Source organism: Streptomyces atroolivaceus (assembly GCF_000717025.1).
Lineage (GTDB): Bacteria > Actinomycetota > Actinomycetes > Streptomycetales > Streptomycetaceae > Streptomyces > Streptomyces atroolivaceus.
Genome location: NZ_JNXG01000006.1, coordinates 39597 through 64433, shown reverse-complemented (window position 1 = coordinate 64433; position 24837 = coordinate 39597). Strand labels below are relative to the sequence as shown.

The following is a 24837-nucleotide window of genomic DNA, read 5'->3' as shown; positions in this document are numbered from 1 at the left end:
CGCCGATCGGGCGTAGTTCTTGCTGGGCGAGGGGGCCGTGTGGGCGGATCAAGTTGAGAAGGCGGTCGCGTTCGGCTGGTGGGGGGTATTCGGGGCGGCGGCGGGTGGCGCGGCGGCGGAAGGCCCACAAGGGCCGGTCCTCGAGCGGGATCAGGGCCTGTGCGTGGGCCGGGTACTCGAAGGCCAAGGGTGGGGGGCTCGCGCAGTGCCGCGTCGACGTCATCGGACGTGCTGGCGGGTAGCCGGCTGGTGAAGGTGGGTTGGTGGGCCCTGGCCAGGACGTTGAGGGAGTCGAGCTGGATGATCCGCAGCCGGCTGAGGACACTTGCCACGGTTGGCTGGGGGAGGGCGGCGGGATGGATGCCGCTGGCGGCGACGGCGAGGCGGCGGGCCTGGGGAAGAGAGGCTGATGCCGTGGCTGGGGGGAGCGTCATGTGCGGGCCTGTACCTCGCCGGTCTGGTCAACGGACGCGCTGGTTTCGGTGGGTGTGCGCGTCTTGGCGGGTGCTGCGGGAGTGGGGAGGAGCACGGCGGTCAGTATGCCGAAGGCGGCGCAGCCGGTGAGGACGGTGAGCGCGGTGGTGAACTGCTTTTGGGCGACGAGGCCGCCGATGACGCCGCCGACGGACGTCGCGGCGAGCAGCAGCACACCTGCCGGGCCGGCTCCCAGCGGAAGACCTTCACCGGCGCGTCTCCCCGGCGAAATACTGGGCGGCCTTCCGCAGGATCTCGTGTTCCTCCTCCAGCTCGCGGACCTTCTTCCGCAGAGCCGCGTTCACCGCCTCCAGCGGGGCCGGCGGCGGAGCCGGTTCCTGCGTCCGGCTCCCCCCCCGAGGACGGCTTGCCCCCGCAGCCCTCACCCCAGATCCGCAAGGTCTCCGAAATGATCCCCAGATCGGCGGTGACCGATCTGACCGTCGCATCGGGCCGCGACTCGTACAGCGCGACCGCGTCCGCCTTGACCTCCGGCGGGTAGTTCCTCATGAACACGAGATGCCCGTTCTCTGATCCTCAGGATCCAGCGTCTCGTGGGTCCACCATCAGGGGTCAAGGCCCACTGAGCTCTTTCAGGGTGGCCACTGATCGGGTGACCGGCTAAGAAGTTGCACGGATAGGTCCAAGCCGTCGACCCTCCGCCCGGTCCACCGCATGTCCTACCTGGACGGTCCGCCGCGCCATTGCCGCAGCGGACCGTCCAGTACGCGTTCGTCGGGCCGGATACCCGCGGCGGTGTCGGTCGCAGCGCCCGTCGTGATCCAGAGGAGGGGCGTTCAGGTGGTGAAGCCGACACGGGCATCGTCGAAGACGGTGCCGGGGTCGTCCGCAGTCGCCGAAGGCGTCAGTTCTGCCCGCGGAGGCGAGCGGCACGGCGAGCACCACCGCCTCGGCGGCCTCGAGTTCCGCAGTGAGCGACCCAGCGAGGGTAAGCGCGTCACGCTGGGCGGGAGTGCGGTCGGGTTCTGGCGTCAAGTTGCCAGTGTTGGCGCGTGCCCAGGCATCGGCGGGCAGCGGGTCGGTGCCCAGATGGCGGCGTACCACCGGCGCGTCGGGGTGGACTGCGGTCCACTCCGATTCCACGAGGTCGGCGAGTTCGGCGCTGTCGGATGTGCCGGGAAGGATGCTGGCGTCGAGTCGGAACAGGCTCATAGCGTCTCCATGGTGTTGGTGTTGGTGTCGGTGGCAGCGCGATTCCGGTGGTCCGCGTCCTTCGATGCGGTATGAGGTGCGCGGTCTCTCATCGATCGGGGGTGTCGGCGTCGTCGATCGCCGCTCTGGCGCGGTGAGCGGCGATCGGTCTGCGGGGCAGATGCCTGGAGCGTTCAGCGTTCTCGGCGCATGTAGGCGCGGAGTGACAGTGGGACGAAGATCACCAGCAGCGCGGCCGACCAGAGCAGGACGGTGGTCACCGGATGCGCCAGTGGCCAGGCCACGTCTCCGGACAGGGCGCCCGGGTTGCCGAACAGCTCCCGTGAGGCTGCGGTGAGCGCGCTCACCGGGTTCCAGTCGGCCAGAAAGCGCAGCCAGCCCGGCATACCGTCCGTCGGGACGAACGCGTTCGACAGCATCGTGAACGGTAGGCCCAGCGGCACCAGCGCGTCAGCGACCTGGTCGTTTTTCACCGTCAGGCCCACATAGACGCCCACCCAGCTCAGCGCGTACCGCAGCACGATCATCAGCAGGAACGCCTGGGCGGTGGGGATCAGGCCGCGATGCGGCTGCCAGCCCACCAGCAGGCCTGTGCCCACCATCATCGCCAGCATCAGCAGGCCGGTCAGCAGGTCGGCGCCGGTCTGCCCGAACGGCACCGCCAGACGTGCCATCGGCATGGAGCGCAACCGGTCCATCACACCGCGGGAGGCGTCGGCAGCCATCCGCGTCATGACCCCCAACCACGCGGAGAAGGTCACCATCGCGAACAGGCCGGGCATGAGGTACTCGCGGTAGTCGCCGCCGTCCGGCACCTGGATCGCGCTGCCGAATACGTACCCGAACAGCACGACCATGACGGCCGGGAAGATCAGCGCCGCAACGAGTTCACCGGGAGCGTGCCGCAGCCGTCCCAGCTCACGGCCGACCAGAGTCAGCCCGTCGGTGAACGTCCACCGCAGGCGGTGACCCAGCGACGGGGCGAGGTCGGTCATCGGACCAGTTCCTTCCGGTCGGTGAGGCGCAGGAACACCTCGTCGAGGGTGGGGCGGCGCAGCCGCACGTCAGCTGCGGCTATCCCGGCCCGGTCGAGCACGCGCATGACGTCGAAGAGCCGAAAGCCGCCGCCCGGCAGGGCGACGCTCAGCCGGTCCGCGGTCACCGTGGGATCGGTCCCGGCCAGGGTTTTCAGCACGGTCGCCGCCGTGTCCAGGGCGGCGGGGTCTTCGAGTTCTACGTCGAGGTGGTCGCCAATCGTGGCCTTCAGCTCGTCGGGGGTGCCCGTGGCGATCACCTGTCCGTGGTCGACGACGGCGATGTCGTCGGCCAGCTGGTCGGCCTCGTCCAGGTACTGGGTGGTGAGCAGCACCGTGGTGCCGTCCGCCACCAGCTCGCGGATGCTGTCCCAGATCTCGCCGCGGCTGCGCGGATCCAGGCCGGTGGTCGGCTCGTCCAGGAAGAGCACCTTGGGGCGCAGGATGAGACTGGTGATCAGGTCAAGGCGGCGGCGCATGCCGCCGGAGTAGCCGACGACCTGCCGGTCGGCAGCGTCCATCAGGTCGAAGCGTTCGAGCAGCTCGTCGGCCCGCCGGCGCGCGTCGCGCCGGGACAGGTGGGAGAGGCGCCCGAACATGCGCAGGTTGCCGCGGCCGGTGAGCTTCTCGTCCACGGCGGCGTGCTGTCCCGCGAGCCCGATCCTGGCGCGCACCTTGCCGGCCTCGCGGACGACGTCGTGTCCGGCGATGCGGGCGTGCCCGGCATCGGGAACGGACAAGGTCGCCAGGATGCGCACTGCGGTCGTCTTGCCCGCGCCGTTCGGCCCCAGCACGCCACAGACCGTTCCTCTCGGGACGCTCAGGTCCAGACCTCGCAGGGCGTGGGTGTCGCCGAAGGACTTGTGCAGCCCTTCGGTGACCACGATCGGATCAGGCATAACCCCTCCACTGGGTACCTTGTACGCGGTCTTGATGGACACGCTAAATGACTGGGTACTATGTACGCAACCAAGGAGGTGGAACGGTGACCGACGCCGAGTACGTGAACATCTGGATGCGGCCCGAGCGCGCGGCCTACGGGCCGACGCCGGTCCACAGCCGCGCGAAGATCACCGAGGCGGCCGTCCGGATCGCCGACGCCGAGGGGCTGGAGGCCGCCACCATGCGGCGTATCGCCGCTGAGATCGGTGCCGGCGTGATGTCCCTCTACCGGTACGTCCCGAGCCGCGAGAACCTGATTGAACTCATGGCCGACCAGGTGATGGGCGAGATCGACGTCACTGACCTGCCCTCGGGCGACTGGCGCGCCGACCTGACCCGCTACGCCGACGGGCTGCGGAACATGTGGATCAGGCACCCATGGATCGCCACCGTGCAGCGCTCCCTCCCCAGCTTCGGCCCCAACCAACTGCTTTTGGTCGAACGGCTGATGGGGGTGCTCGACGCCTTCGTCCCCATCGACGAGAACCTCGGCCTCGTGGCCCTGCTGAACAGCTACGTCGAGGGCACCGTCCGTGAGGAGATCAGCGCGGCCATGGAAGTCCGCCGCAGCGGGCTCAGCGAGTCGGAATGGATGGAGCGGAGCCACCCGTACGTTGACCGGCTGGTGAAGAGCGGGGAGTACCCGATCTTCACCAAGATCGTGATGGAGGCGCGCCAGCCGCACTTGAGCCGCGAAGACGAGTTCCGGCACGGGCTCCAGCGCGTCCTCGACTGCATCGCCGCGGCCCTCCCATCAACGGCCGAGAGTTGAACGGCGTCTCCGGGACGAACCGGCGCCGCTGCCCGCACGGACATGGCGCCAGCACCCACGCGCACCCACGGCACAGCTCCACCCAGCCGTGCCCGGTCGAGTCCGACACCAGTGGTCTTTCGTCCCCGCAGGCGGGGCAGCCGAGGAGGCCGGCGCCGTCCGGAATCGCATTCTGTCGCCGGACGTACTCAGGCAGCCGCAGCGATGGATGGCGAAACGGGTCTTCGTACCAGGCGCGGTTCGGGCCCTCCCACCAGCTCCGCAGCCACCACGGTCGCGGGTTTTCACTACAGCCCGCCGCCCCGCCCGCTTCTCCGCCCGGCGTTGCGCGGCGTACTCCTCCGCTCGCGCGAGCCACAGCACCCGCGCCTCATGCAGTTCCTCCACCGTCCGCACCAGCGCGTCCGGGCCCGCCTCCAGCCGCCGTGGGATCGCGGCGCTGAGCCGTGAGGTGGTGGTACGTCGCCCGGAAGCCGTACGGAGCAAAGAGGGCGATGCAGGTCCGCAGCGCCCTGTGCCGACGGCGGAGGGGGAGACGGGCGTCGTGCACGTGCGCTCGGTGGGTCAGGAAGCTGGCCGTTGTGTGGGCGCCAGGCCCAGTGCCCGTGCCAGGGCGGCAGTGACGGCGGCGGCGTGGGCCGGCAAGTGTTGTTCAGCCCCAATTTCCGGCAAGACCGAGGCGACCGAAGCGCACATCTCAATCAGCAGCCAGGGCGCCCAGGAGAGCCGGGCGGCCACTCCTGGCAAGCCACTGAAGGCAAGACCCCATCAGCCACACCCGGCCCTCCCGGGCCGACTGACAAATTGCGGATGACCCCATGAGTCAAGCCCTCGTGACGTTCCTCCACGCTCGGCTGGACGAGGAGGCCAACCTGGCCCGACGGTGCGACGGTGACGGCTGCGGGGAGTGGACCGCTGACGGGCACACGCATTCGAATGTGCTGGGCTGTAGTGCGCCCGCGCACACTGCCGCCATGGGTGTGCCACCCCCTCCGTGACCGCAGACTTCTCCCGAACTTGGCACCGGGGTATCCCGCTTGAGCACCCCTGGGGGGTGAGCGACCGCATTTGTGAACGTAAGACCACCAGGGACTCATTCCGCGACGCAGGAGTCGGCACCGGCTCGGCGACAGTCTGGGCAGCCCTTCCCGATCGTGCAGGCACGGCAGCTGGATGGAGATCGAAGATGTGCAGCGCCAGGTCAGGTGGTAGCCGTGACCTCATCCGCGGAAACGGTCTCAGAGCGAGTTGCCGCCCCTGAGCTCTATGCGGCGCACCAGACTCTCCCCGGAGAGCCAATGCCAGAACGTACGCATCGCCACGGTCTTCGACAGGGCCAGGCACTCCCGGCGGAGTCGGTGGACAGCCGCTTCTGCTCGTCGGTTCAGCCAGGTGACGGCGGTCTGCCACCCCTGCCCCACGCTCGTCCGAACCTCGTGGTCGCAGGGACGCCGCCGCTCTCCGCGGCCCGCACGCTCCGCTCCTGGTACGCCTTGTGCTCGTCCGGAAGAGCCGCGTGGCGATTTTGTTCGGTTTCGGTTCCGGCTCACTGCCCGTGGAGGGCTGACTGAGTGTGAAGTCAGTGACGGAGCTGGCCCGGCCGAACAGCCGAAGCGTACTCGGTCGTCCCTGGCCGTCGGGCATGATCTGGTGGATGGGGTGGCGCGGGGGCACGCCCTTCCGGAACAACGACTGGGGGACACGTCATGGAGTGGGGGACGCTGATCGCCACACTGGGCGGCGGTCTGATCGCGATAGCGGGCACGGTGCTGGCCGACCGCCTGCGCACCCGTCAGGAACACCGCCGCGGCCTTCAGGCGCGCCGCCGGGACGTCTACACGGAGTTCATCGCGGCGGCGGGCGCGGCCCACACCGAACTGCGCCGCCTTGCGCAAAGCGGCACCGAGGCGACCGACTTGGAGGAAGCAAGCCGCCTGGCTCTGACGGACGCCCGCATTTACGAGGTGCGCGAGCGTCTTTTCCTCGACGCCAGCGCCCAGATCGCGGGCACGGGCCAGACCATGTTCGAACACCTTCGCGCACTGCGGAAGACTGTCGCCGCGGGTGCCGGCATCTCGACCCCCGCATTCCACGACATCTACCACCCCTACCTGGACGCCGTATGGGCCTACCGTGAGGCCGTCCGCAATGAGTTGGAGGGCCCCGCCCTCACTCCGACCGACTTCGGCTGGTCCGCGTGGGACGGCCGCGAGCGCTGCCCGCACTGCGGGCACCGAGGGGCGGACACGGCGCCCGAGCAGCCCTGAGCCCTCCCGCCACGAGCGCGAGGAACAGCAGATCCTCCAGTCGGAGCACCAGCTCTTCGGACGGTCAGAGCGGCCCTTGACCGTCACGCACGGTGCACGCTTCACGGACGGTGTGCCAGAAACCGATCTCGTGAGCGTAGACGAGACGATCAAGGACGCGGCCGGCGAGGCAGACGACAAGCTCACTCCCGACGAGCTGACCGCCTTCGCCCGCGAGATCGCGGCCAAGCAGTCGGAACCCTCCCCTGCCACCAGTACCGATTCTGCGCATCCCGCCGTCGCGGAAATGCACAAGGCGGTGACCAGCTCACCGCAGCGTACAAGGCTCTCGCTCAGGCGAAGATCACCCTCGCCAAGGGAGAGACTCGTGAGGCAGCGGACAAGTTCCTCCCGGAGGCTGAGCGGCTGGCCACCAAGGTCGCCGCGCGCGCCCGGACCTGAGCCGCGAATCTTGCTGCCTGAAGTGCCCTGACCGCGATTGCGCAATCTGCGCAATCGCGGTTTTCCCTTGGCGCGCCTGGGGTGCGACGAGGTCCGAGCCCCATCCCGGCCCTACGGCAGAACGCAACATGGCCCTTACCGGGTAGCCGAGTCAGTCGTCCAGGACTGCCAGTTCGTCGATCTCCCCGAGCAGTCCCGGAAGGAGCTGCATGTAGACGGTGGTGTGGGCGGGGAACGGTTCGCCAACGGCCGCCGCGTACGCCTCGTTCAGCTCGGGCAGGTGGGCGGCGTCGGTGAGGTAAGCGCGGAGCATCACGACGTCCTTCGGTCCGGCGCCGGCCGCCTCGAGTACGGCGGTGACGTTGCGCAGGGTCTGCGTGGTCTGCTCGGCGACCGTGGTGCCGACGACCGCGCCGGTGGCCGGGTCGAACGGGAGTTGCCCGGAGACCTGAAGGATCGGGCCCTTGCGGATGCCCTGGGACAGCGGGGCTGCCGGAGTGGGTGCGTTGTCGGTGGTGACGACGGTTTTCATGGTGTGTCCTCGACGGAGGGCGCACGGAGCGATCTGTGCGACGGGGTCAGGCCCAGGCCTGTCGTTCCTGGCTGCGGGGGTCGTCGACCTGGGTCCACTCGGCCTCGATGTGCATCGTGGTCCGGCGTGTGGTGTCGTACTGGTCCCAGCCGGGGTTGCCGGTTCTGGCGAAGCGGATCCAGGCCTCGTGCGTGCGGGTGGCGAGGTCCGCGGGGGGCTTGTCGGGGCCGAGCAGGGCGCCCTCACCCGCCAACTGCGGAAGTTCGGCGATGCCGAAGACGAAGGGGAGTTCCATCGTGTGGGTGGCGCCGAGGTCTCCGCTCAGGGCCTGGGAGCGCCAGGCGAACTCGTAGCTGTACGTGGCGGACTGGGGGTGGGCGGCATGTGCGCCGACCAGGGCCCAGCTGCCCGCTCCGAACAGCGCGTCGCCCATGATGGCCGACCGCAGCTCACCGAAGGACGCCTCGGGGCGGGTGGTGCGGTACGTCTCCACGAGCTGCGCGGGCTTCGGGTGCGAGCGCGCCGCCGTATCGTCGACATCGTCGGCGGTCGAGGTGGCGTACTTGTCCACCGGGACCAGGTAGAGGTTTCCCTCCTCGGTGTTGGTCCCGATGAGCAGGTCGACATCAGCGCTCAGGCCGGCGCCGACGGAGACGGCAGGCTGTGTGTCGAGCACCAGGCTGAAAGGGCTGAGGCCGATCAGCGGATCGTGGTGTGTCTCGGTCTGCAGGTCGATGCCCGCGAGCCGGGAGGCGGCCTCCACCAGGCGCTCGTCGGAGATGTCCGCGAAGGCGTCGGCGTGTGGCTCGATGCCCAGTTCCTCGGCCGCGGCCTTGGTGACACGGGCGGCCTGCTCGGAGGTGAACGCCCCCAGACCGCTGCCGCTCTGCACGATCGCGCGGCGGAACAGGCCCGCGGCCTCAGGGGTGGCGAGGATGCCGCCGACGACGGTCGCGCCGGCTGACTGGCCGAAGAGGGTGACGTGGTGCGGGTCACCGCCGAAGGCGGCGATGTTCTCCCGCACCCAGCGCAGCGCCGCGACGACATCGAGCAGGCCGCGGTTGGCGGGCGCCCCGGGGATGTCGAGGAACCCGGCGATGCCCAGCCGGTAGTTGAGTGTGACCAGGACGACGCCGTCGCGGGCGAAGGCGGAACCGTCGTACAGCGCGGACCGCGTCGATCCGGCGACGAACCCGCCGCCGTGGACGAACACCATCACGGGCAGGCCGCTGTCCGCGGTGGTGGGCTGGAAGACGTTGACGGTGAGGTAGTCCTTGCCACGGCTCCAGCCGGCGCCGAAGTAGGGGGCCATGTCGATGCTGCCGAGCTTCCGCTCGGACTGCGGGGCGTTGGGGCCGGGCACGGTGGCGTCCCGTATGCCGTCCCAGGGCTCGTGCGGCTGCGGCGGGGCGAACCGGCCGGCGCCCATCGAAGGAGCGGCGTAGGGGATGTTCAGGAAGGCGGCGGTGCCGTCGTCCTGACGGAGACCGCGGACGGCTCCCTGTGCGGTGGTGACGACGGGCTCAGGTTCGTGGCTCACAGTTATGCCTTTCCGGGGCGTCAGCCCTGCTCGGAGTACGGGGCGAAGGGCGCCCAGCCCTTGATGTCGAACGTGTTGCCGTTACGCGCGATTTCGGCGGCACCGTGACCACCCAGGTGCGCGGGGATCAGGAGCGCGTTGTTGTCGGCCGCCCAGCCCAGCACCTTGCGGCGGGTGGCGCGGGCGCCCGCCGGGTCCTCGCAGAAACAGCTGTTGGCATCCGGCTCGACGATCTGCACCGGGTTGTGCAGCAGGTCACCGACGAACACCGCGCGGTCCGTCCCGGAGCTGAGGGTCAGCACGGAGGAGCCGGGGGTGTGCCCGGGAGCCGCGTCCAGGCGCAGGTCGGCGTCGATTTGATGGCTGTTCTCCCACAGCAGCGTCTGGCCGGCCTGGTGCACCGGGGCCACGCTGTCCTCGAAGACGTTCTGGTTGCCGCGGCCGGGCAGCGGCTCGTGGCCGTTTGCCGGGTTCCAGAAGTCGAAGTCGTCCTTCGGCATCAGATAGGTGGCGTTGGTAAAGGTGGGAACCCAACTCCGCCCGTCCAGGTACGTGTTCCAGCCGACGTGATCGATGTGCAGATGCGTGTTGATCACGATGTCCACGTCCTCGGGCTGGACACCTGCCCGGGCGAGGTTGGCCAGGAAGTCCGTCTCCAGGTGGCTCCAGACCGGCGCGTACGGGCGCTCCTTGTGGTTGCCCACACCGGTGTCGACGAGGATGGTCTTGCCTCCGCTGCGCAGCAGCCAGGTCTGGATCGCGGAATTCACGATGTTGGTCTCGGTGTCCAGGAAATGCGGGGCCAGCCAGTGGACGCCGTCCTTCCAGACTTCCTGCGAGCTTTCCGGGAAGAAGGCGTGGGGCTCCATTTCGACGGACCCGTAATATTCCCAGACGCGGGTGATGGAGACGTTGCCGAGCGTGATCTGTTCCATGTGATTTCCTTGGAGTTCGTAGGGTTTACCCACCGTACGAGCGGCTACAGCGGGCGCGGTATCCGTCATGTGACTGCACCGGTGTGTACGGCTCTGAACAGGGACTTTTCCTCTTTAAGTCAGGTGAAAGGCGGGGTGACTCCCCATTTCCAGTTCCGTTCCCGGATGCCTTGTGGATGAGCGCGTGGCTACCCCGCCGCGTTCACGAGACGGCAGCCGGACCCGTATGACTGCTTGTCGGCCGTGTCGTGTGCGGTGACTGTTACTGCCTTTCACGCCGACGGCCTTTATGCGTGCAAATCAGCAAAATGCAAGGGTGTGCGGTCACCCCGTGACGCGTTCTGGCGGGTGTCAGACGGCTTGGTCGTTGCATTGGTCCTCGAGATCGACGCAGCGCACCGCGACAACCGGGGCCGGCCTGTGCGGCGACGGGATGTCAACGCTCTCGGGCGGGATCATGGTGGTGCGGCCGGGGTCTGGGACGAGCGGGTTCGCAGCTCGTACCAGCGCGTTCAAGGTCGCGTCGAGGCGACTGACGTGCTGGTGCAGGCGACGCTCCAGCGACGGCCGACTGCGGCTGACGCGCGGCTCCTCCGGGAGCAGGGACAGTGCCCTGACGACTCTGGGGCGTGCCGTGTGCGAGGAGAATCCCGGTCGATTCCCAGCCCTCGTGAGCCGAACTGGTGGGCCTGAACGACGAGGTAGATCACCAAAAAGATCAGCTGGCTGCCGTCGGGTACGGCGTCAGCACAGCTCCGGTGGCCAGGGACGCGAGAGAGAGCGGAGCGCCCAGCCCGAGGGTGATGAGCTGGTTGCGCGGATACAGGTCGCTCATCGCCAGTGACGTCGTCATCGCGGTGAAACCGCCGACTACCAGCACAGTTTCGGGCGCTCGCAGCGCTGTCAGCACGGCAAGTGCCGCGGCTGTGCCGAGCACGGCGCGCATCGCGGAGGTCAGACGCGTGAGCCCGGGGTCAAAGGCGGCAAAGCGGTTCCACAGTGCTGCCGTTGGTTTGCCACCATGGTGCTCCGTAGGTCCGTTCGCGGGTGCACGACCGCCAGGGGTGTCTCGAGGTTCTGGCCGGCCACCGCCCGCTTCGCCGGTCTCGGTACGCGGGGATCCCGTCCGGTATGCGTCAGGTGACTGCTCTCGGAGGTTTTGCAGCACGCAGGTGGAGGAGCGTGAGGTAGTTCGCAGTGGTCTGGACGGTGAAACGAGTCAAGGCGTCCATTGTCGGCATTGGCGACCCCGCAACGCCGGACGGGTCTGTACCCGTGGACAATGGCTTACGGTTCAGGGGGCCAGGCAGTGCACGGACTTGGGACGGACAATTGCCAGGTGGCCGAGGGGCACTCGACACCCGGAGCGTCTTCGTCAGGCCTCAAGTTTCCGCGCCCTGCGCGTGCGCTGGGCCGTTCGCCCGTTCAAGAGCTGCCTCGTGGGCCGACTCTGGATCGGCCATGCCCAGCGCGGTCAACACCCGCGAAAACAGGTTTCGCTGATTGGCCGTGACTTCACGGCCGCCGCCCCGGGGCGGAATCTGGTCAGTGTCCTCACCGACATCCCCACCGACGAGGACTGGCTGTATCTAGCGACGTGGCAAGACCTGGCGACCCGCGAGATCGTCGGCTGCTTGATGGCCAGCCCTCACCGTGCATCCCCCGTGGTCGACGCACTGACGATGGCACCGGCCGCAGAGGCCTCCAGCCCGGCTGCATCGCGCGCTCGGACAGTGAAAATGTGAAGTACCGGATATCCCGGGTTTCTTGACCAGCACAGCGATGGACGGCCAGGATGCGGGTGCCGGGATGCTCCCGCGGCCTCCTGACCCGCACTTCGATCGACCGTGCTGTCCTTCCTCAGACTTGTCGGTGGCCCGGGAGTATCCCGGCCAGGCGCTCGCCTCGCCGGCGGGAGCGTCTTCGCGCTGCTGAAGCGAGATGTGCACCTGCCGCCGACCCGACCGAACCACGGCCCGCGCTGAGATTCTCACCTTCATCGAGACCTTCTACCACCGCAAGCGGCTGCGGAGGCATCCAGTGTGGGGCTACCTCACCCCGCTGGAGACCCGGCAGCGACACGAGCAAGAACACGCCCTCGCAGCGTAAGCGTCGAGTGTTCACTATTACGGGAAAACTGCACTCAGCCCTGGACGCCAGTCCCCGACAGGATGCCTTCGACCACGTCGCGGAGCTGTGAGCGGGCGGTGATGCCGAGCTTGGGGAACACCCGGTAGAGGTGAGAACCGACCGTGCGCGGTGAGAGGAACAGCTTGCCCCCGATCTCACGATTCGTCAGGCCACGGGCCGCCAGCTGGACGATCTGCTGCTGCTGAGGGCTGAGTTCGGTGAAGGCAGTGGGTACGACGTCGCCCGCCTCGATGCCGGCGGCGCGAAGTTCTACCTGTGCCCGTTCGCCCCACGGCCGCGCGCCCAGCCGCTTAAAGGTTTCAAGAGCGGCGCTCAGCAGCGGACGGGCCTCGGCGATACGGCGCTGCCGCCGAAGCCATTCCCCGTAGTCGAGCTGTGTCTGCGCCCGTTCGAACGGCCACTGCTCACCTGCGGGTTCCTTGAGCGCTGCGCGGAAGAACAGCTCCGCGTGCTCGGGTTCCGCCAGCAGGGCGCGGCCTCGGTCGATCAGTGTCCTCACCCGTGCCGACATGCCTGTACCGAGGCGCCGCGCCGACCGTTCCAGCAGCTCTGCGGCGTGCTCCTGTCGCCCTCGGCGGACGGCCGCCGCCGCCAGTTCGGCCAGGAGGGTGTAGGAGACGTGGTAGTGGACCGGATCGCCGGCATCGGTGAACGCGGAGCGGAACTGCGTGTACGCGGTGTCGTAGTCGCCCTCGGCCACGGCCGCCATCCCCAGGGCCCGACGTGCGAAGACCGCGACGGAGCGGCTCTCCAGTGGATCGACGAGAGCCAGGGCTCGTTCGACGAGCCGGCGTGCGGTGGCCGGGTCGCCCAGCAGAGCGACCACCGTGGCATCGAGCGCGTGAGCACACGCCTCGGCATGGTCGAGTCCGGCCGACGATGCCATGGCCGCGATGTCAGTCGCCACCGAGCGGGCCTCGGCCCATCGGCCCTGCTCCAAGCGGGTCCAGCCGGCCGCGCATCCCAATCCGTCCGGGAGCCATCCACGGGCCTGCCACTGGTCGAACGCCTCGTCGAAGGTCCTGGCGGCGAGGGTGGTCTGGTCGAGCAGCCAGGCGACGATGGCCAGCGCGGTCAGGCGACTGGCGTCGCCCTTGGCCTTGGCGATGAGCCCGGGCAGGGCCGGTGTGAGGAAGGCTCCTGCGCTGCTGGGGTCGGAGACGGCCAGGACCCAGGCGTGCAGCGCCCCTGCGGTGGCATCGCCGGGCATGCGGGAGAGCAGGCTCTGGATCTGTCGCTGTTGGGACTCCTCGCCCGAGTAGTAACGGACCACCGCCGCCGCGGCCAGCGCGTCGAGAACGAGGGGCGACCGAGCGTCCGTCGCTTCGTCGGCAACACGCATGAGCAGAGCGAAGGCTGCTGTGTGATGGGAGCCCAGGGACATGAGCTGTCCGGTGGCCAGCGCGACTTTGCCCAGCAGTGCCTGGTCGTCGGTGCACTGGTGGACTGCGGCGGCCAGTTGTTCCACCCAGCCGAGTTGACCGGTGAAGACGGCGGTGGTGGCGGCTTCGGTCAGAAGACGCGCCCGGTCCTCGCGGCGCGGGCTGAGTTCCGCGGCGCGCTCCTGGGCCGCAGCCGCGGCCGCGAAGCCACCCCGGCGCCGGGCGCGGTCGGCCGTCTGCTGCAGTGCGGCCGACACCTCCTGGTCGGGGCGTATGGTCGCGGCGGCGAGGTGCCAGGCGCGGCGGTCGGGCTCCTCGCGCAGCAACTCCGCGAGAGCGAGGTGGGCCCGGCGGCGTTCCTCGAACGACGCGGCATGGTAGACGGCGGAGCGAATGAGCGGGTGACGGAAGGAGATCCGGGCTCCGTCCTGGCGTACGAGACCGGCCCGGTCCGCGGGGACCCATACCTCGTCGTCCGCCTCGGGAAGTCCCACGGCCGCCGCCGGAGCGTCCGCCGCGTCGGCGGCCGCGAGCAGCAGCAGGATGCGGCGGGTCGGTTCCGGCAGGTCCGCCGCGTGCCCCGCGAAGATCCGCTCCAGTCGGTCGGTGACCGGCAGCGGGCCCTGCACCCCACTGCCCTCGGGGCGCCGGATCGCGGTGGCGTGGGCCAGTTCCACCAGAGCCAGCGGATTGCCGGCCGCCTCCTGGAGGATCCGCACCCGGGCTCGGCCGGTGGGCGGCGTGGGTTGCCGGTCCAGCAGTAGGTTGGCCGCCTCAGCGTCCAGCGGACCGAGTTCGAGGCGCTCGTATCCCTTGTCGAATCCAGGCAGGGCGGCCGCGGTGCGGACTCCGACCAGCAACGTGACAGGCTCGCTGTCCATGCGTCGCGCCACGAACGCGAGAACGTCCAGTGATGCGCGGTCGATCCACTGAGCGTCGTCGACCACCACCAGCAGCGGGGCGGTTTCCGCCAGGTCCGACAACAAGGTCAGGACCGCCAGACCGACGAGCATTGCGTCGGGAGCCTCCGCACACTCTTCGAGCCCAAGGACGGCTCGGAGCGCGGAGCGCTGCCGCGACGGCAGTCCCTGCGTTTCAGCGAGTACCGGGCGCAGCAACTGATGAAGACCGGCGAATCCGAGGTGCGCCTCGGATCCGCTCCCCACCGCCCGCAGCACTCGGCCGCCCGCGCCCCGTGCGCGATCGGCCGCGAGGTCGAGCAGCGTGCTTTTTCCGGCACCGGGGTCACCCGTGACGACCAAAACGTCGCTGTGGAACCGGTCAGTGCCCACACGCCGGATGATTTCTGCGGTTTCGGCTTCTCGGCTCACCACCGCCGGACCGGAATTACGCGTCGAGCGCTGGTCCCCACGAGCCCTTCCATCGTTTTGCACGGATGCTCCAAGGAATCGAGGTACCCCGACACTAGCGTGGGGCTACGGCGGCCCTTTCCGGGACGGCGGGCAGGAACGGCCGTGCGTCGCCGGTGGTGTCATGCCATCGACGACGAGGATCGCATAAACCGAGACCCTGACCGGAAGGCGCTGTCATGGTTGCTGGACGCTCGTGGTTGGTCGGCTCGGGTCCGTACGGCATGCGGTCGCTTGTAAGCCACTTCTACGCAGTCGACTTGATTGGGGACGTCCATGAGAAGACCCGGGTGGCTGACCGCGCTCGTCCTATTGGCCCTAACAAAGCCTCTGGACGTGGCAGACGGCGAGTCCGAGGAAGGCTTCGTGGATGTCGTCGGCGTCGTGCCCAGCGGAGAGCGCAGGCGGCGGAAGCCGTGCAGCCAGGATATGGTCCGCTCGACGACCCAGCGGAAGGTGCCCAGGCCGGTGCCGTGGGGCTGGCCGCGTTCGGCGATCACGGGCATATGCCTCGCTCGCGTAGGAGCCGACGGTACTTGTCGTGGTCGTAGCCGCGGTCGGCGAAGAGCACGTCCGGGCGGCGTCGGGGCCGGCCGACCACTCCGGCGACTGCCGGTATCTTGTCGAGCAGGGGCAGGAGCTGGGTGACGTCATTGCGGTTCCCGCCGGTCAACGACACCGCGAGCGGAATGCCTTGGCTGTCGGTGATGACGTGGTGCTTGCTGCCCGGCCGTGCGCGGTCGACCCGGGCTGGGTCCGCTTTTGGGCCCCTGCGGGCGCCCTGATGTGGGAGGAGTCGATCACCGCCCGCTACCAGTCGAGCTGGTTCTTCGACCGCAGCTTCTTCGGCAGAAGCGCGTGCAGCTGGTCCCAGATTCCGGCCTCGTTCCAGGCGGCCAGGCGTCGCCAGCAGGTCATGCCGGAGCCAAAGCCCAGTTCCTGGGGCAGGTACTCCCATTGGATGCCGGTGTGCAGCACGAACAGGATCTCGCCCAACGCCTGTCGGTCCGGCACCCTCGGCCGGCCCCTCGACCTGTTTCGGCCCCGGTTCGGGCAGCGACGGCTCGATCAGCGACCACAGTTCATCCGAGACGATCCGGCCGTGACTGTCTCTTCCCCACGACCACACCAACGATCCAGCGGACCGACAGACACATGATCAACAACTGTTGATAGTGCACCTCTTCCAACCTGACGGGTTGTTGGGCCGGTGTGACTGAGCGTTTCAGTTGGCCAGTCAGCGCGTGAGCCGGCCGCTTGAGTGTGCCGTGTCGAGGTCGCGGCCGCGCTGGCGAAGCTGCGGGCTCCGAGCGGGCCGTCCCGTCAGCGTGAACTGCCGCTGACCAGGTGTGAGTTCAAAAAAGGGGGAGTGTTGGCGTTCTTGTTGTACTACCCGTTGGTGAAGCCTCCGACGGAGGTTCTCCATCAGGCGTTGCTCTACTGGGACGGCATCGCGACCGTCGTGTCTCGGGCCCCATCGGTATACGAAGTCGCCGTGCCCGAGGAACTGAAGGAGCCGCGGCAGCGGCAACTTGGCCAGGTCGGCGCGCCCCATCTGTGCCTCGACCGCGGTCAGGCGGACGACACGCTCGAGCCAAAGGCAGCCTGGGATGTGCCACACCGGCGCTGGTCGGTGTTGGGATTGTGTGAAGTGGAGGAACGATCGGCGGCAGATGTCGTGATCGGGTGGGCTGCCACCACCACGGTACGATGATCGCCACGAGGCACTGGTGCGACAGGATGGCCCCATGAATCTGCGCGACATGGAGATCTTCTTCGCGGTTGCGGACGAGCTTCACTTCGGTCGAGCGGCCGCCTCTCTGCGGTTGAACCAGGCAAGTGTCAGTGAGGCTGTGGCTCGCTTGGAGCGGGTTATGGGGGAGCGCCTCTTCTTCCGCACGACACGCCGGGTGTCGATCACCGAGTTCGGCTATCGCGTCCTCGAGACCACGCGGCCTGCCTATTCGGCTCTCTACGAGGCGTACGGCAAGGCCGTCGCGGACGGGCATCACCGAGGAGAGATCCGGCTTGGACACACCCCCGAGCTCGGTCAGGCACTCCTGCCGGGTCTGGTCCAGCTCTCGGCCGCGCCTGGCCCGGTTGCTCCAGCGCCCTGGCGACCGATCACGATGCACACCCGCGAGCAGATCGTGGCGCTGCAGTCGGGGGCGATTGACGTCGGTCTCTGCTGGGAGCCTTCCGTCAGCGACCAGATGAGCAAGGTCGCGCTCGTCGCCTCGCCGCTGGTGGCCATCATGCGTGAGGACGATCCGTTGGCGCAGGACTCCTCACCCATCGATCTGGCCGACATGGCCGACCGCCAGATGCTGGTGAGTCCTCGCGCGGACAATCCGACCGCCTTCGCCCGCCTCAAGCATGGTTTTACGCGAGCAGGCTTCGACCCTGACACCGTCATCGAGGTCTCCCACTACGACATCGTCTCGGTGTACGTCGCCCAGGGGTACGGGATCGGCATCCACCCCGTCTTCGCCGCCCACCTGAACCGTGTGCCCGGCCTCGTCTTCCGTCGGATCACTGGTGAGGGCCTTGACCTCAACGTGTGCGCGATCGTCATGTCCTCGCGGAGAACACCGCAGGTCAGCACGCTGCTCGACTCACTTCGAGCCGTCTGCGCCGAGGTCATCGCCGCAGCCTGACGAGCGCGGAGGCATTGTTCGGCGCCGCCGATCAATCACGGTCAAGATGCTCGTTGATGTGTCCTTGAGCACACCTGAGGATGGATGAAGGCCCGCACCCGTGGGTCGAACATCACATCACTCAGGCGGTTGATCATGATCTCGAGTCAGGCGGTGACCGACCTCTCGGCGGCGTACTGGTTCGACGTGGACCACCGCGGCGCCGCGAACGCGCACCGGTTCTTCACGGCGGACGGTGTGCTGGGGTTCGATGCCGCGCGATTCCACGGACCCGCTGAGATCGAGGCCATGTACGCCGCGCGGCGTGCTCGGGGCCCGCGAGTCAGCCGGCACGTCGCCAGCAACGTTCACGTGCTGAGCAGCACGGGCGACTACGCCGAGGTGATGTCGTCCCTGTGCCTTTTCGCCGAGGACGGTTACGCGCCGCGATCGCGAACGGTGCCGGTCTCGGTCGCCGACGTGCGCGACCACGTGGTCTCGACCCCTGACGGCTTGCTGATTGTCAGTCGCATTCTCACCACTCAGTTCCTGAGCTCGGACGCCGAGCTCGCCGTTCCTACCCAGCCTTAGGCTCGCGCCTCGTTGAGCGCCGACGAAAGGTAATCACCATGATCACGCGCGTCTCATCCATCACGTTGGAAGTGCCCGACATCGAGAGTTCGATCGGGTTCTTCGAAGAACACATCGGTCTCACCGTGACGGAGCGCACCGGGGACAGGGCCTACCTGCGAGCGCGCTCCGTGCACCATGATCTGGTGCTCGTCGCGTCGCAGAGCGGAGCCACCTCGCTCCACACGCTGAACTTCGAGTCCGACGACGTGGCCAGCGACGTCGCGCGCGCCGTTGCGGCAGGGGCTAAGGACCACGGGCCGATCGACCACGCAGGTGTCGACACCGCCCACCTCCTTGAGGCGCCGGGCGAGATCGGTCTGTTGATCCACTCGACCCTGCAGACCGTCGACGCCGCTCCCGCCTTGCGCCTCGCGCAGCCGGCGCACTTCTCGCACTTCAACATCGGAACGCCCGATCCGGCCTCGCTGATCCGCTTCTTCGTCGACCTGGGCATGCGCAACTCCGACTGGATCGGCAGCGTCGAAGAGCCGCTGATCGGCTGGTTGCACTGTCCCGTCGACGGCGCCCTGCACCACGGGGTCGCCGTTCTGCAGTCCCCGGACACCCGTCTGCACCACATCTCCTACGAGTACGACACCACCGAGCAGATCGTGGACCGGGTCGACAACTTCGTCGACGACACGCACTTCCTGGTGTGGGGGATGGGACGCCACGGCACCGGCGGCAGCATTTTCGCGTATATGAACGACGTCTCCGGCGTGATGGTCGAGCTGGGCACCGGGATGATCCGGATCGGCCAGGACCGGCGCTGGAACGGCCCACAGGTCTGGCCTCTCGACGACCCGCGAGGCGTGGACGAGTGGGGCTCCAGCGTCCCTGACGCCTGGATGGCGCAGCGTGTCGACGTGAGCTCCCCCACGACGCTCCGTATCGAAGCGTGACTGACGTGACCACAGCGATCTCGGCGCCCCAGTACGTCGAGTTCCACAGCGAGCCTCCGACGCCGACCGAGGGGGGCGGCAGGTCGTGGTCGTCGCGCGGTCAGAACTACGTGCTCGACTACGTCGAGGCGAAGGCCGCGGACCTCATGGTCTACGACTCGGACGTCGAGCACGTGCTGATCGTGCCGGACGATGGCGGTGACCTCTCCATCACATTCGACGGCCAGAAGGTCCGTGTCACCGAGGCAGCGGTCATTGTTCTTCCCCGGGGGACGGCCGAGGTGGCGACCCGCCGATCGATGCGATTCATCAGGTTGGCCGACATCCGGGACGCGCGCGGTGCCGCCCGCGCCGTCAACAACGCGAGCTACCAGCGCGCGGATCCTCGCGTGGCCGGCGTCGTCGTCGCCGAGCGGGTCAAGGCAGCGAACGGTCCCGAGGTGTTCCTCCTGTCGGACCACCCGCCCGAAGAGGGCCGGTTCGGCACGATGTTCCAGTCCGAGACGTTCCTGGTGAACCTGTTGCCCCTCCAGGAGGGACCGCGCGACCCGGAGGCCCTGTCGCCGCACCACCACGACGACTTCGAGCAGTGCTCCCTCGCGCTCGACGGCGAGTGGGTGCACCACCTCCGCACGCCCTGGGGTCCGAACCGCAACCAGTGGCGAGAGGACGAGCACCGCAGCATCGGGAGCCCGTCGGTGACGATCATCCCGCCCCCGATGGTCCACACGAGTGAGGCCGTAGGCCAGGGCATGAACCGCCTGGTCGACATCTTTTGCCCTGTGCGACGCGACTTCATCGACAGGGGGTGGGTGCTGAACGCCGGCAACTACTCCGTCACGGTGTCATGAACGGGTTCCCCCGCCTGCCCGGCGATCGTGCCGCCCTGGGCACGTGGGTCAAGCTCCCTGCTCTGGAGTCCGTCGAGCTCATGGCGGAGGCAGGCCTGGACCTGGTCGTGATCGACCTTGAGCATTCGCCGCTGTCGATCGAGACGGCGTCCGCGCTCGTGAGCGTCGCGCTGGGCCGGGGCCTGATCCCCTTCGTGCGGGTGCCCGATCACTCGCCGTCGTGGATCCAACGGTGCCTCGACCTCGGGGCTCTCGGCATCGTGGTCCCGCACGTCGACTCGCTGGAGGAGGCGGTCGCGGTGCAACGCGCATCGCGATTTGAACCTCGCGGACGTCGGGGGATGGGCCCGACCACCAGGGCGGGCGCGTGGAACCTGCGCGGCCCGCAGGAGTATCTCGACGGCGGCGACGACGCCTGCGTCGTGATCCAGATCGAGTCCGCAGCAGGGCTTGCCGCACTACCGGAGATCCTCGAGCACGAGGCGGCAGACGGTGTGCTCCTGGGTGCCGCCGACCTGTCGATGTCACTCGGTGTGGCGATGGACGACCCGCAGGTGGCGGCGTACATGCACACCGCCCTCGAGCAGTGTCTGACGCACGGCGTCCCCTGCGCCGTCGCGACCGGCGCACACGCCGCCACGGCGGCGCGACTGGCGGAACGAGGCTTCGGCCTCGTGCTCGCGAGCAATGATGCCTCCCTTCTCGGAGCATCCGCCCGCGCCCTGGTGCATGCCGTGCGCGACGAGACCGAACGCCCGGTAGCGGGCACATGAACTCACTGCGTACCCGCGCAGAAACGATCAACGAACCAGAGCGAGGAAGGGAGCCGAACATGGCCAGTCGTATCGATGTACACAGCCACTACATGGGCGAGGTCAGCTTCAGGCTGCTGAAGGAGGCCGGGCTCATCCCGGAGAACTTCCCGATCAAGTTCTGGTCGGCGGAGGACGCCATCGACTTCATGGACCGCCACGACATCGAGACGCAGATGCTCTCCCTGCCGTTCAGCCTCCGTGGCAACGCCGCAGACCCACAGTTCCCGGCCCCCTTGATCCGAGAGCTCAACGAGACGCTCGCCGAAGTCGTCAGCGCGCACCCCGGTCGCTTCGGCGCCTTCGCGACGCTGCCCTTCAACAGCACGGACGCCGCGCTCGAGGAGATCGAGTACGCCCTGGACGTCCTGCACCTCGACGGCATCGCGCAGTCGTCGAACGTCGGCGGGACCTACCTGGGGCACACGTTCCTGGAGCCCGTCATCGAGGAGCTGGCTCGGCGTGAGGTCCCGGTCTTCATGCACCCGAACGACTGCATCCACGCTGCGGACCTCAACCTGGGCCGGGTCGGATCCTTCATCGAGTTCCCGATGGACACGGCGCGCAATGTCACGAACGCGATCCTCACAGGCGTCTTCCAGCGCCACCCCGGTCTCAAGCTGATCTTGGCCCACAACGGCGGAGTCCTCCCGACCCTTGCATGGCGCATCTCCGAGCACCTCGGCATGGGGCAGGGCCCCGGCGACGCCGACATCGACGCACAGCACGTCGAGGAGGTGCTGCGCGGGCTCTACTACGAGGTCGCGCTGGCTGCCAGCCCGCACTCGCTCCTGCCGACCCTCGAGGTCGCCGATGCCAACCACCTCGTGTTCGGCACTGACTACGGGGCTGCGCCGGAAGCTTTCATCGCGCGCAACATCGAGCACCTGGTGAAGTCCGACGCGCTGGACGACGCCCAGCGCGCGTCCATCGACAGCGAGACCGCGCTTCAGCTGTTTCCCCGGCTCGCCAACGGCTGACCGGTCCAACCCTTCCGCCCCGGTCGTCCTCGGGGCGCGACATCCATCCAGGAGGATCTGAATGTCCCATCAACACACTCTTGCAGGCGCCGGCGCGCGCGTGCTTCCGGAGAACGTGCAGTGCGACGTCGCCATCGTGGGGTACGGCCCGGTCGGGATGACCGCCGCTGCGCTGCTCGCCGCGGCGGGGCACCGCGTCGTCGTGGTCGAACGCTTCCCCCAGCGCTACGACAAGCCGCGGGCCGGCCACTTCGACGGCGAGACCATGCGCACGTTCCAACAGCTGGGCATCGCGCGCGAGGTCGAGCTGTTGGTCCGGAGGATGAACTCGTACGAGGCCGTCTCCTCGACGAACGAGGTCCTCGCGGCACTCAAGGACGGCGACGCCGGTTCCGGGTGGCACAAGAGCTACCTGTTCCACCAGCCTGAGGTCGAGGACGTGATCGACGCGCGCGGCCGCGACCTCGGCGTCGAGGTGATCATGAACGCCACGGCCGTCGACATCGCGCAGTCGGGTGACGGGGTTCGCCTCGTGGTCCGCGACAGCGACGGCCTCGACGGAGCCGACTGCACGATCGAGGCGCAGTTCGTGCTCGGCGCCGACGGTTCCAACAGCTTCGTCCGTCAGAACGCAGGAATCGCCAAGCAGGATCTCGGATTCCCCGCGCTCGCGGACCTCGCCATCGACTTCGAGTACGACGACCCCGACGTGGAGGTCCCGCTCGGCGAGTCGGGGCACCTGATCGAGGACGACGTCATCGTCACCTTCGGACGCTGGACCGGTGGACGTATCTCGCGAGTGGAGGTCTGCAAGCTGGGGGACGAAGGGACTCGGGCCTACCTCGAGGACGAGGGCACCGCCTGGACGTTCCTCGCCAAGTTCGGCCTGAAGCCGGTCATGGGCCGCATCGTGCGCAACTCGATCTACACGTTCGAGTGCACTGTCGCCGAGCGGTGGCGCGACGGCCGTGTCCTGCTGATCGGGGACGCGGCGCACACCACTGTCCCTTTCATGGGTCAAGGGGTGTGTGCCGGCATCCGCGACGCGGCCAACCTCTCCTGGAAGCTCGATGCCGTCCTGCGCGGCCAAGCAGACCAGACGCTGCTCGACACCTACGAGAGCGAGCGTTCCTCGCACGCCGTCGGCATCATCCGGATGGCCATGGCCATGGGATCCATGGTCATCCCGGCAGCAGCGGCAGCGGCTGACCTCCAGCACGGCCAGCTCCAGGGCTCCGACATGCCGGATCCCGGTGCTGCGTTCCCGCGCATCGGTGCCGGGGTGGTGCGAAATGGTGACGACCCAGCGGCAATCCCGGCCGAGGGCCGCCCGGCACTGCAAGCGCGAGTCGGTCGGGAAGGGCGGGTCGACCTGCTGGAGGAGTTCCTGCAGCCCGGGTGGAAGCTCATCACCCGCCACCCGGTGCCCGACAGCATGCTCGATCAGGACCAGCGGTTCTTGATCGAAGAGCTCGGCCTGCAGCGCGTGCACGTCTCCCGCGCCGCCGGCCCGAACCACTACGTGGACATCGACGGTGACTACGACACCTGGTTCCAGGCCACGGGCCGACGGGCCTTCCTCGTCCGGCCGGATCACTACGTTTTCGGCGCAGCGGCCACCATCGAGGACGTCCCGGACCTGCTCGACACGTTGAAGGACGCCCTGACCTCCCACGGGTGGGTCCTCGGCGACCGACTCGCCACGCAGCACTGACCGTCACCACCACCTCCACGCGAAAGTTGAAGGACATCATGTCCACCTTTGCCAACACTCTCGATTCGAACAACTGGGTCGCCACCTGGGCCGGCCCCGTGGCACGTCACCCGGCCGCCATGGAGCCCATCGCGCAGAAGACGCTCCGCCTCCGCATCGAGGCGAGCGTGGGCGGACGGGCCGTCCGGGTCGTGCTGACGAACGAGTACGGCACCTCGCCGCTGCGGATCGGTGCCGCGTCGATCGCCACGGTCGACCAGGACGGCGACGAGGGGCAGCCCGCTCCGCTCACCTTCGGAGGGCAGAGCTCCATCGACGTGGCCGTCGGTGCGGTCGCCCTCAGCAACGACGTGGAGCTCAGTGTCGATCCCGGGCAGCACCTCTTCGTGAAGCTGTACCTGCCGGTGGAGACCAAGCCGGAGAGCGCGGTGCTGGTCCAGGGGCCCGAGCTACCCCTCAGCCACCCACTCGCGGTGGCCCTGCCGGACTTCGAGCGGGTCGAGCTCTCGTCCGAGGGCGACTTCACCGACGTGACCGGGCTCCCCGGCGCCACCCCCGGTGTCCACCTGCCCTTCCTGTCCCGCGTCGACGTCCTGGCGCTGGCCGACGTGAGCACCGTCGCCGTGCTGGGGACCACCTACACCGACGGTCTCGACGTGTGGCCCGACCACCTGTCCCGCCTGTGGAACACCGAGCCCGGACAGGAGCGGTTCTCCATCGTGAACCTGTCCGCGCGTGGGGGCAGCATGTCTCGCGGACATGCCCCCTCCGGGCGCGAGGGCGTGGTGACGCTCTTCGACCGGGAGGTGCTGTCACTGCCGGGCATCTCCCACGTCATCGTGTCAGAGGCACGTCAGGACATCACGACGGCGGGAGCCCGCTCGCTGAATGCCGACGGTTCGCGCTCGGAGTCCTCGGACGGCGAGGAGCTCCCGGTCACGGCCGAGTCCCTCAAGGCGGCCTACCGCCAGCTGATCGCGAAGGCACACGTCCGCGGGGTCAAGGTGCTGGCCGCGACGATGCCCCCGTTCCGCGGGGTTCCGGCGCCGGGCTACTACAGCGACGAGAAGGACGACCTGCGCGAGGAGATCAACGCCTGGATCCTCGAGTCCGGTGAGTTCGACGGCGTCATCGACATCGACGCCCTCATGCGCGACCCCGAGGACACGCGCCAGTACCGCGAGCAGTACCGCAGCGCCAACTTCTACGGTCCGAACCCCCAGGGACACGCCGCCATCGCGGCGTCGATCGATCCCGCGGTCTTGCAGTAGCAGTCCGACCGGTCGGCTCCGCGTC

21 protein-coding genes and 1 pseudogene are annotated in these 24837 nt (G+C 68.4%); 12 read left to right on the top strand and 10 right to left on the bottom strand.

What is annotated here, in order from left to right:
• Positions 1-430: 430 nt before the first annotated feature.
• The 3 genes from OO67_RS15015 to OO67_RS14995 form a co-directional block, all read right to left on the bottom strand.
• On the bottom strand, positions 431-649 hold the full coding sequence (locus OO67_RS15015) for a hypothetical protein (RefSeq protein WP_033300517.1): 219 nt from the start codon (positions 647-649) through the stop codon (positions 431-433).
• 1171 nt (positions 650-1820) lie between these two features.
• Complete coding sequence (locus OO67_RS15000) at positions 1821-2642, bottom strand: ABC transporter permease (protein WP_051709409.1); 822 nt, start codon at positions 2640-2642, stop codon at positions 1821-1823.
• Positions 2639-3580, bottom strand: coding sequence for a daunorubicin resistance protein DrrA family ABC transporter ATP-binding protein (locus OO67_RS14995; protein WP_033300514.1), 942 nt, complete (start codon positions 3578-3580; stop codon positions 2639-2641). Before OO67_RS14995 ends, OO67_RS15000 begins: the two co-directional genes overlap by 4 nt.
• 86 nt (positions 3581-3666) lie before the next feature.
• Here OO67_RS14995 and OO67_RS14990 point away from each other — a divergent pair, with 86 nt between their 5' ends.
• Positions 3667-4395 carry a TetR/AcrR family transcriptional regulator gene (locus OO67_RS14990; RefSeq protein WP_033300513.1) on the top strand — a complete coding sequence of 243 codons (729 nt, stop codon included), beginning with the start codon at positions 3667-3669 and terminating at the stop codon, positions 4393-4395.
• A gap of 1238 nt (positions 4396-5633) precedes the next feature.
• On the opposite strand, the gene OO67_RS38570 is transcribed toward OO67_RS14990, so the two are convergent.
• The gene (locus OO67_RS38570; RefSeq protein ID WP_157841677.1) at positions 5634-5816 is read right to left on the bottom strand and encodes a hypothetical protein; all 183 of its coding nucleotides are present in this window, start codon (positions 5814-5816) and stop codon (positions 5634-5636) included.
• Between the two features lie 285 nt (positions 5817-6101).
• Here OO67_RS38570 and OO67_RS14985 point away from each other — a divergent pair, with 285 nt between their 5' ends.
• Positions 6102-6662, top strand: a complete 561-nt coding sequence (locus tag OO67_RS14985; RefSeq protein WP_033300512.1) for a hypothetical protein — start codon at positions 6102-6104, stop codon at positions 6660-6662.
• A 592-nt stretch (positions 6663-7254) separates the two neighbouring features.
• On the opposite strand, the gene OO67_RS14980 is transcribed toward OO67_RS14985, so the two are convergent.
• The 4 genes from OO67_RS14980 to OO67_RS39740 form a co-directional block, all read right to left on the bottom strand.
• On the bottom strand, positions 7255-7635 hold the full coding sequence (locus OO67_RS14980; protein ID WP_033300511.1) for a RidA family protein: 381 nt from the start codon (positions 7633-7635) through the stop codon (positions 7255-7257).
• 46 nt (positions 7636-7681) lie between these two features.
• Entirely contained in the window at positions 7682-9175 is a 1494-nt protein-coding gene (locus OO67_RS14975) for a carboxylesterase/lipase family protein (RefSeq protein ID WP_033300509.1), read from the bottom strand.
• A 20-nt stretch (positions 9176-9195) separates the two neighbouring features.
• Positions 9196-10110 carry an MBL fold metallo-hydrolase gene (locus OO67_RS14970; RefSeq protein ID WP_033300508.1) on the bottom strand — a complete coding sequence of 305 codons (915 nt, stop codon included), beginning with the start codon at positions 10108-10110 and terminating at the stop codon, positions 9196-9198.
• 718 nt (positions 10111-10828) lie between these two features.
• On the bottom strand, positions 10829-11047 hold the full coding sequence (locus OO67_RS39740) for a hypothetical protein (protein WP_244300190.1): 219 nt from the start codon (positions 11045-11047) through the stop codon (positions 10829-10831).
• A gap of 502 nt (positions 11048-11549) precedes the next feature.
• Here OO67_RS39740 and OO67_RS38565 point away from each other — a divergent pair.
• Positions 11550-11855, top strand: a complete 306-nt coding sequence (locus OO67_RS38565; RefSeq protein ID WP_157841676.1) for a hypothetical protein — start codon at positions 11550-11552, stop codon at positions 11853-11855.
• 398 nt (positions 11856-12253) lie between these two features.
• Here OO67_RS38565 and OO67_RS14960 read toward each other — a convergent pair whose 3' ends face one another.
• Both OO67_RS14960 and OO67_RS36580 read right to left on the bottom strand, forming a co-directional pair.
• Positions 12254-15037: a helix-turn-helix transcriptional regulator gene (locus OO67_RS14960; RefSeq protein ID WP_033300504.1), complete on the bottom strand. Its 2784-nt coding sequence runs from the start codon at positions 15035-15037 to the stop codon at positions 12254-12256.
• Positions 15038-15331: 294 nt separating this feature from the next.
• Positions 15332-16109: pseudogene (locus OO67_RS36580) on the bottom strand (IS5 family transposase).
• 399 nt (positions 16110-16508) lie between these two features.
• Between OO67_RS36580 and OO67_RS38560 the strand changes: the two are divergent.
• The 9 genes from OO67_RS38560 (at position 16509) to OO67_RS14905 (ending at position 24812) form a co-directional block, all read left to right on the top strand.
• Positions 16509-16727 carry a hypothetical protein gene (locus OO67_RS38560; protein ID WP_157841675.1) on the top strand — a complete coding sequence of 73 codons (219 nt, stop codon included), beginning with the start codon at positions 16509-16511 and terminating at the stop codon, positions 16725-16727.
• A gap of 34 nt (positions 16728-16761) precedes the next feature.
• Entirely contained in the window at positions 16762-17670 is a 909-nt protein-coding gene (locus tag OO67_RS14940; RefSeq protein WP_033300502.1) for a LysR family transcriptional regulator, read from the top strand.
• Between the two features lie 84 nt (positions 17671-17754).
• Positions 17755-18240, top strand: a complete 486-nt coding sequence (locus OO67_RS35680; protein WP_051709408.1) for a nuclear transport factor 2 family protein — start codon at positions 17755-17757, stop codon at positions 18238-18240.
• 38 nt (positions 18241-18278) lie between these two features.
• Positions 18279-19184, top strand: coding sequence for a VOC family protein (locus OO67_RS14930; RefSeq protein WP_033300501.1), 906 nt, complete (start codon positions 18279-18281; stop codon positions 19182-19184).
• Positions 19185-19189: 5 nt separating this feature from the next.
• Complete coding sequence (locus OO67_RS14925) at positions 19190-20035, top strand: cupin domain-containing protein (RefSeq protein WP_051709407.1); 846 nt, start codon at positions 19190-19192, stop codon at positions 20033-20035.
• A complete protein-coding gene (locus OO67_RS14920; protein WP_033300500.1) occupies positions 20032-20808 on the top strand; it encodes an HpcH/HpaI aldolase family protein in 777 nt (258 codons plus the stop codon). Before OO67_RS14925 ends, OO67_RS14920 begins: the two co-directional genes overlap by 4 nt.
• A 59-nt stretch (positions 20809-20867) precedes the next feature.
• The gene (locus OO67_RS14915; protein ID WP_051709404.1) at positions 20868-21827 is read left to right on the top strand and encodes an amidohydrolase family protein; all 960 of its coding nucleotides are present in this window, start codon (positions 20868-20870) and stop codon (positions 21825-21827) included.
• Between the two features lie 61 nt (positions 21828-21888).
• Positions 21889-23541, top strand: coding sequence for a bifunctional 3-(3-hydroxy-phenyl)propionate/3-hydroxycinnamic acid hydroxylase (locus OO67_RS14910; RefSeq protein ID WP_033300498.1), 1653 nt, complete (start codon positions 21889-21891; stop codon positions 23539-23541).
• A 38-nt stretch (positions 23542-23579) separates the two neighbouring features.
• Positions 23580-24812 carry a GDSL-type esterase/lipase family protein gene (locus tag OO67_RS14905; protein ID WP_033300496.1) on the top strand — a complete coding sequence of 411 codons (1233 nt, stop codon included), beginning with the start codon at positions 23580-23582 and terminating at the stop codon, positions 24810-24812.
• The last annotated feature ends 25 nt before the right edge of the window (positions 24813-24837 follow it).

What these genes read in the sequence shown, in the direction of transcription:
- OO67_RS14985 (WP_033300512.1), top strand. Translation starts at nt 6,102, where the DNA reads ATGGAGTGGGGGACGCTGATCGCCACACTGGGCGGCGGTCTGATCGCG.
- OO67_RS14930 (WP_033300501.1), top strand. Translation starts at nt 18,279, where the DNA reads ATGATCACGCGCGTCTCATCCATCACGTTGGAAGTGCCCGACATCGAG.
- OO67_RS15000 (WP_051709409.1), bottom strand. Translation starts at nt 2,642, where the DNA reads ATGACCGACCTCGCCCCGTCGCTGGGTCACCGCCTGCGGTGGACGTTC.
- OO67_RS14910 (WP_033300498.1), top strand. Translation starts at nt 21,889, where the DNA reads ATGTCCCATCAACACACTCTTGCAGGCGCCGGCGCGCGCGTGCTTCCG.
- OO67_RS14905 (WP_033300496.1), top strand. Translation starts at nt 23,580, where the DNA reads ATGTCCACCTTTGCCAACACTCTCGATTCGAACAACTGGGTCGCCACC.
- OO67_RS14915 (WP_051709404.1), top strand. Translation starts at nt 20,868, where the DNA reads ATGGCCAGTCGTATCGATGTACACAGCCACTACATGGGCGAGGTCAGC.
- OO67_RS14940 (WP_033300502.1), top strand. Translation starts at nt 16,762, where the DNA reads ATGAATCTGCGCGACATGGAGATCTTCTTCGCGGTTGCGGACGAGCTT.
- OO67_RS14995 (WP_033300514.1), bottom strand. Translation starts at nt 3,580, where the DNA reads ATGCCTGATCCGATCGTGGTCACCGAAGGGCTGCACAAGTCCTTCGGC.
- OO67_RS14980 (WP_033300511.1), bottom strand. Translation starts at nt 7,635, where the DNA reads ATGAAAACCGTCGTCACCACCGACAACGCACCCACTCCGGCAGCCCCG.
- OO67_RS14970 (WP_033300508.1), bottom strand. Translation starts at nt 10,110, where the DNA reads ATGGAACAGATCACGCTCGGCAACGTCTCCATCACCCGCGTCTGGGAA.
- OO67_RS35680 (WP_051709408.1), top strand. Translation starts at nt 17,755, where the DNA reads ATGAAGGCCCGCACCCGTGGGTCGAACATCACATCACTCAGGCGGTTG.
- OO67_RS14920 (WP_033300500.1), top strand. Translation starts at nt 20,032, where the DNA reads ATGAACGGGTTCCCCCGCCTGCCCGGCGATCGTGCCGCCCTGGGCACG.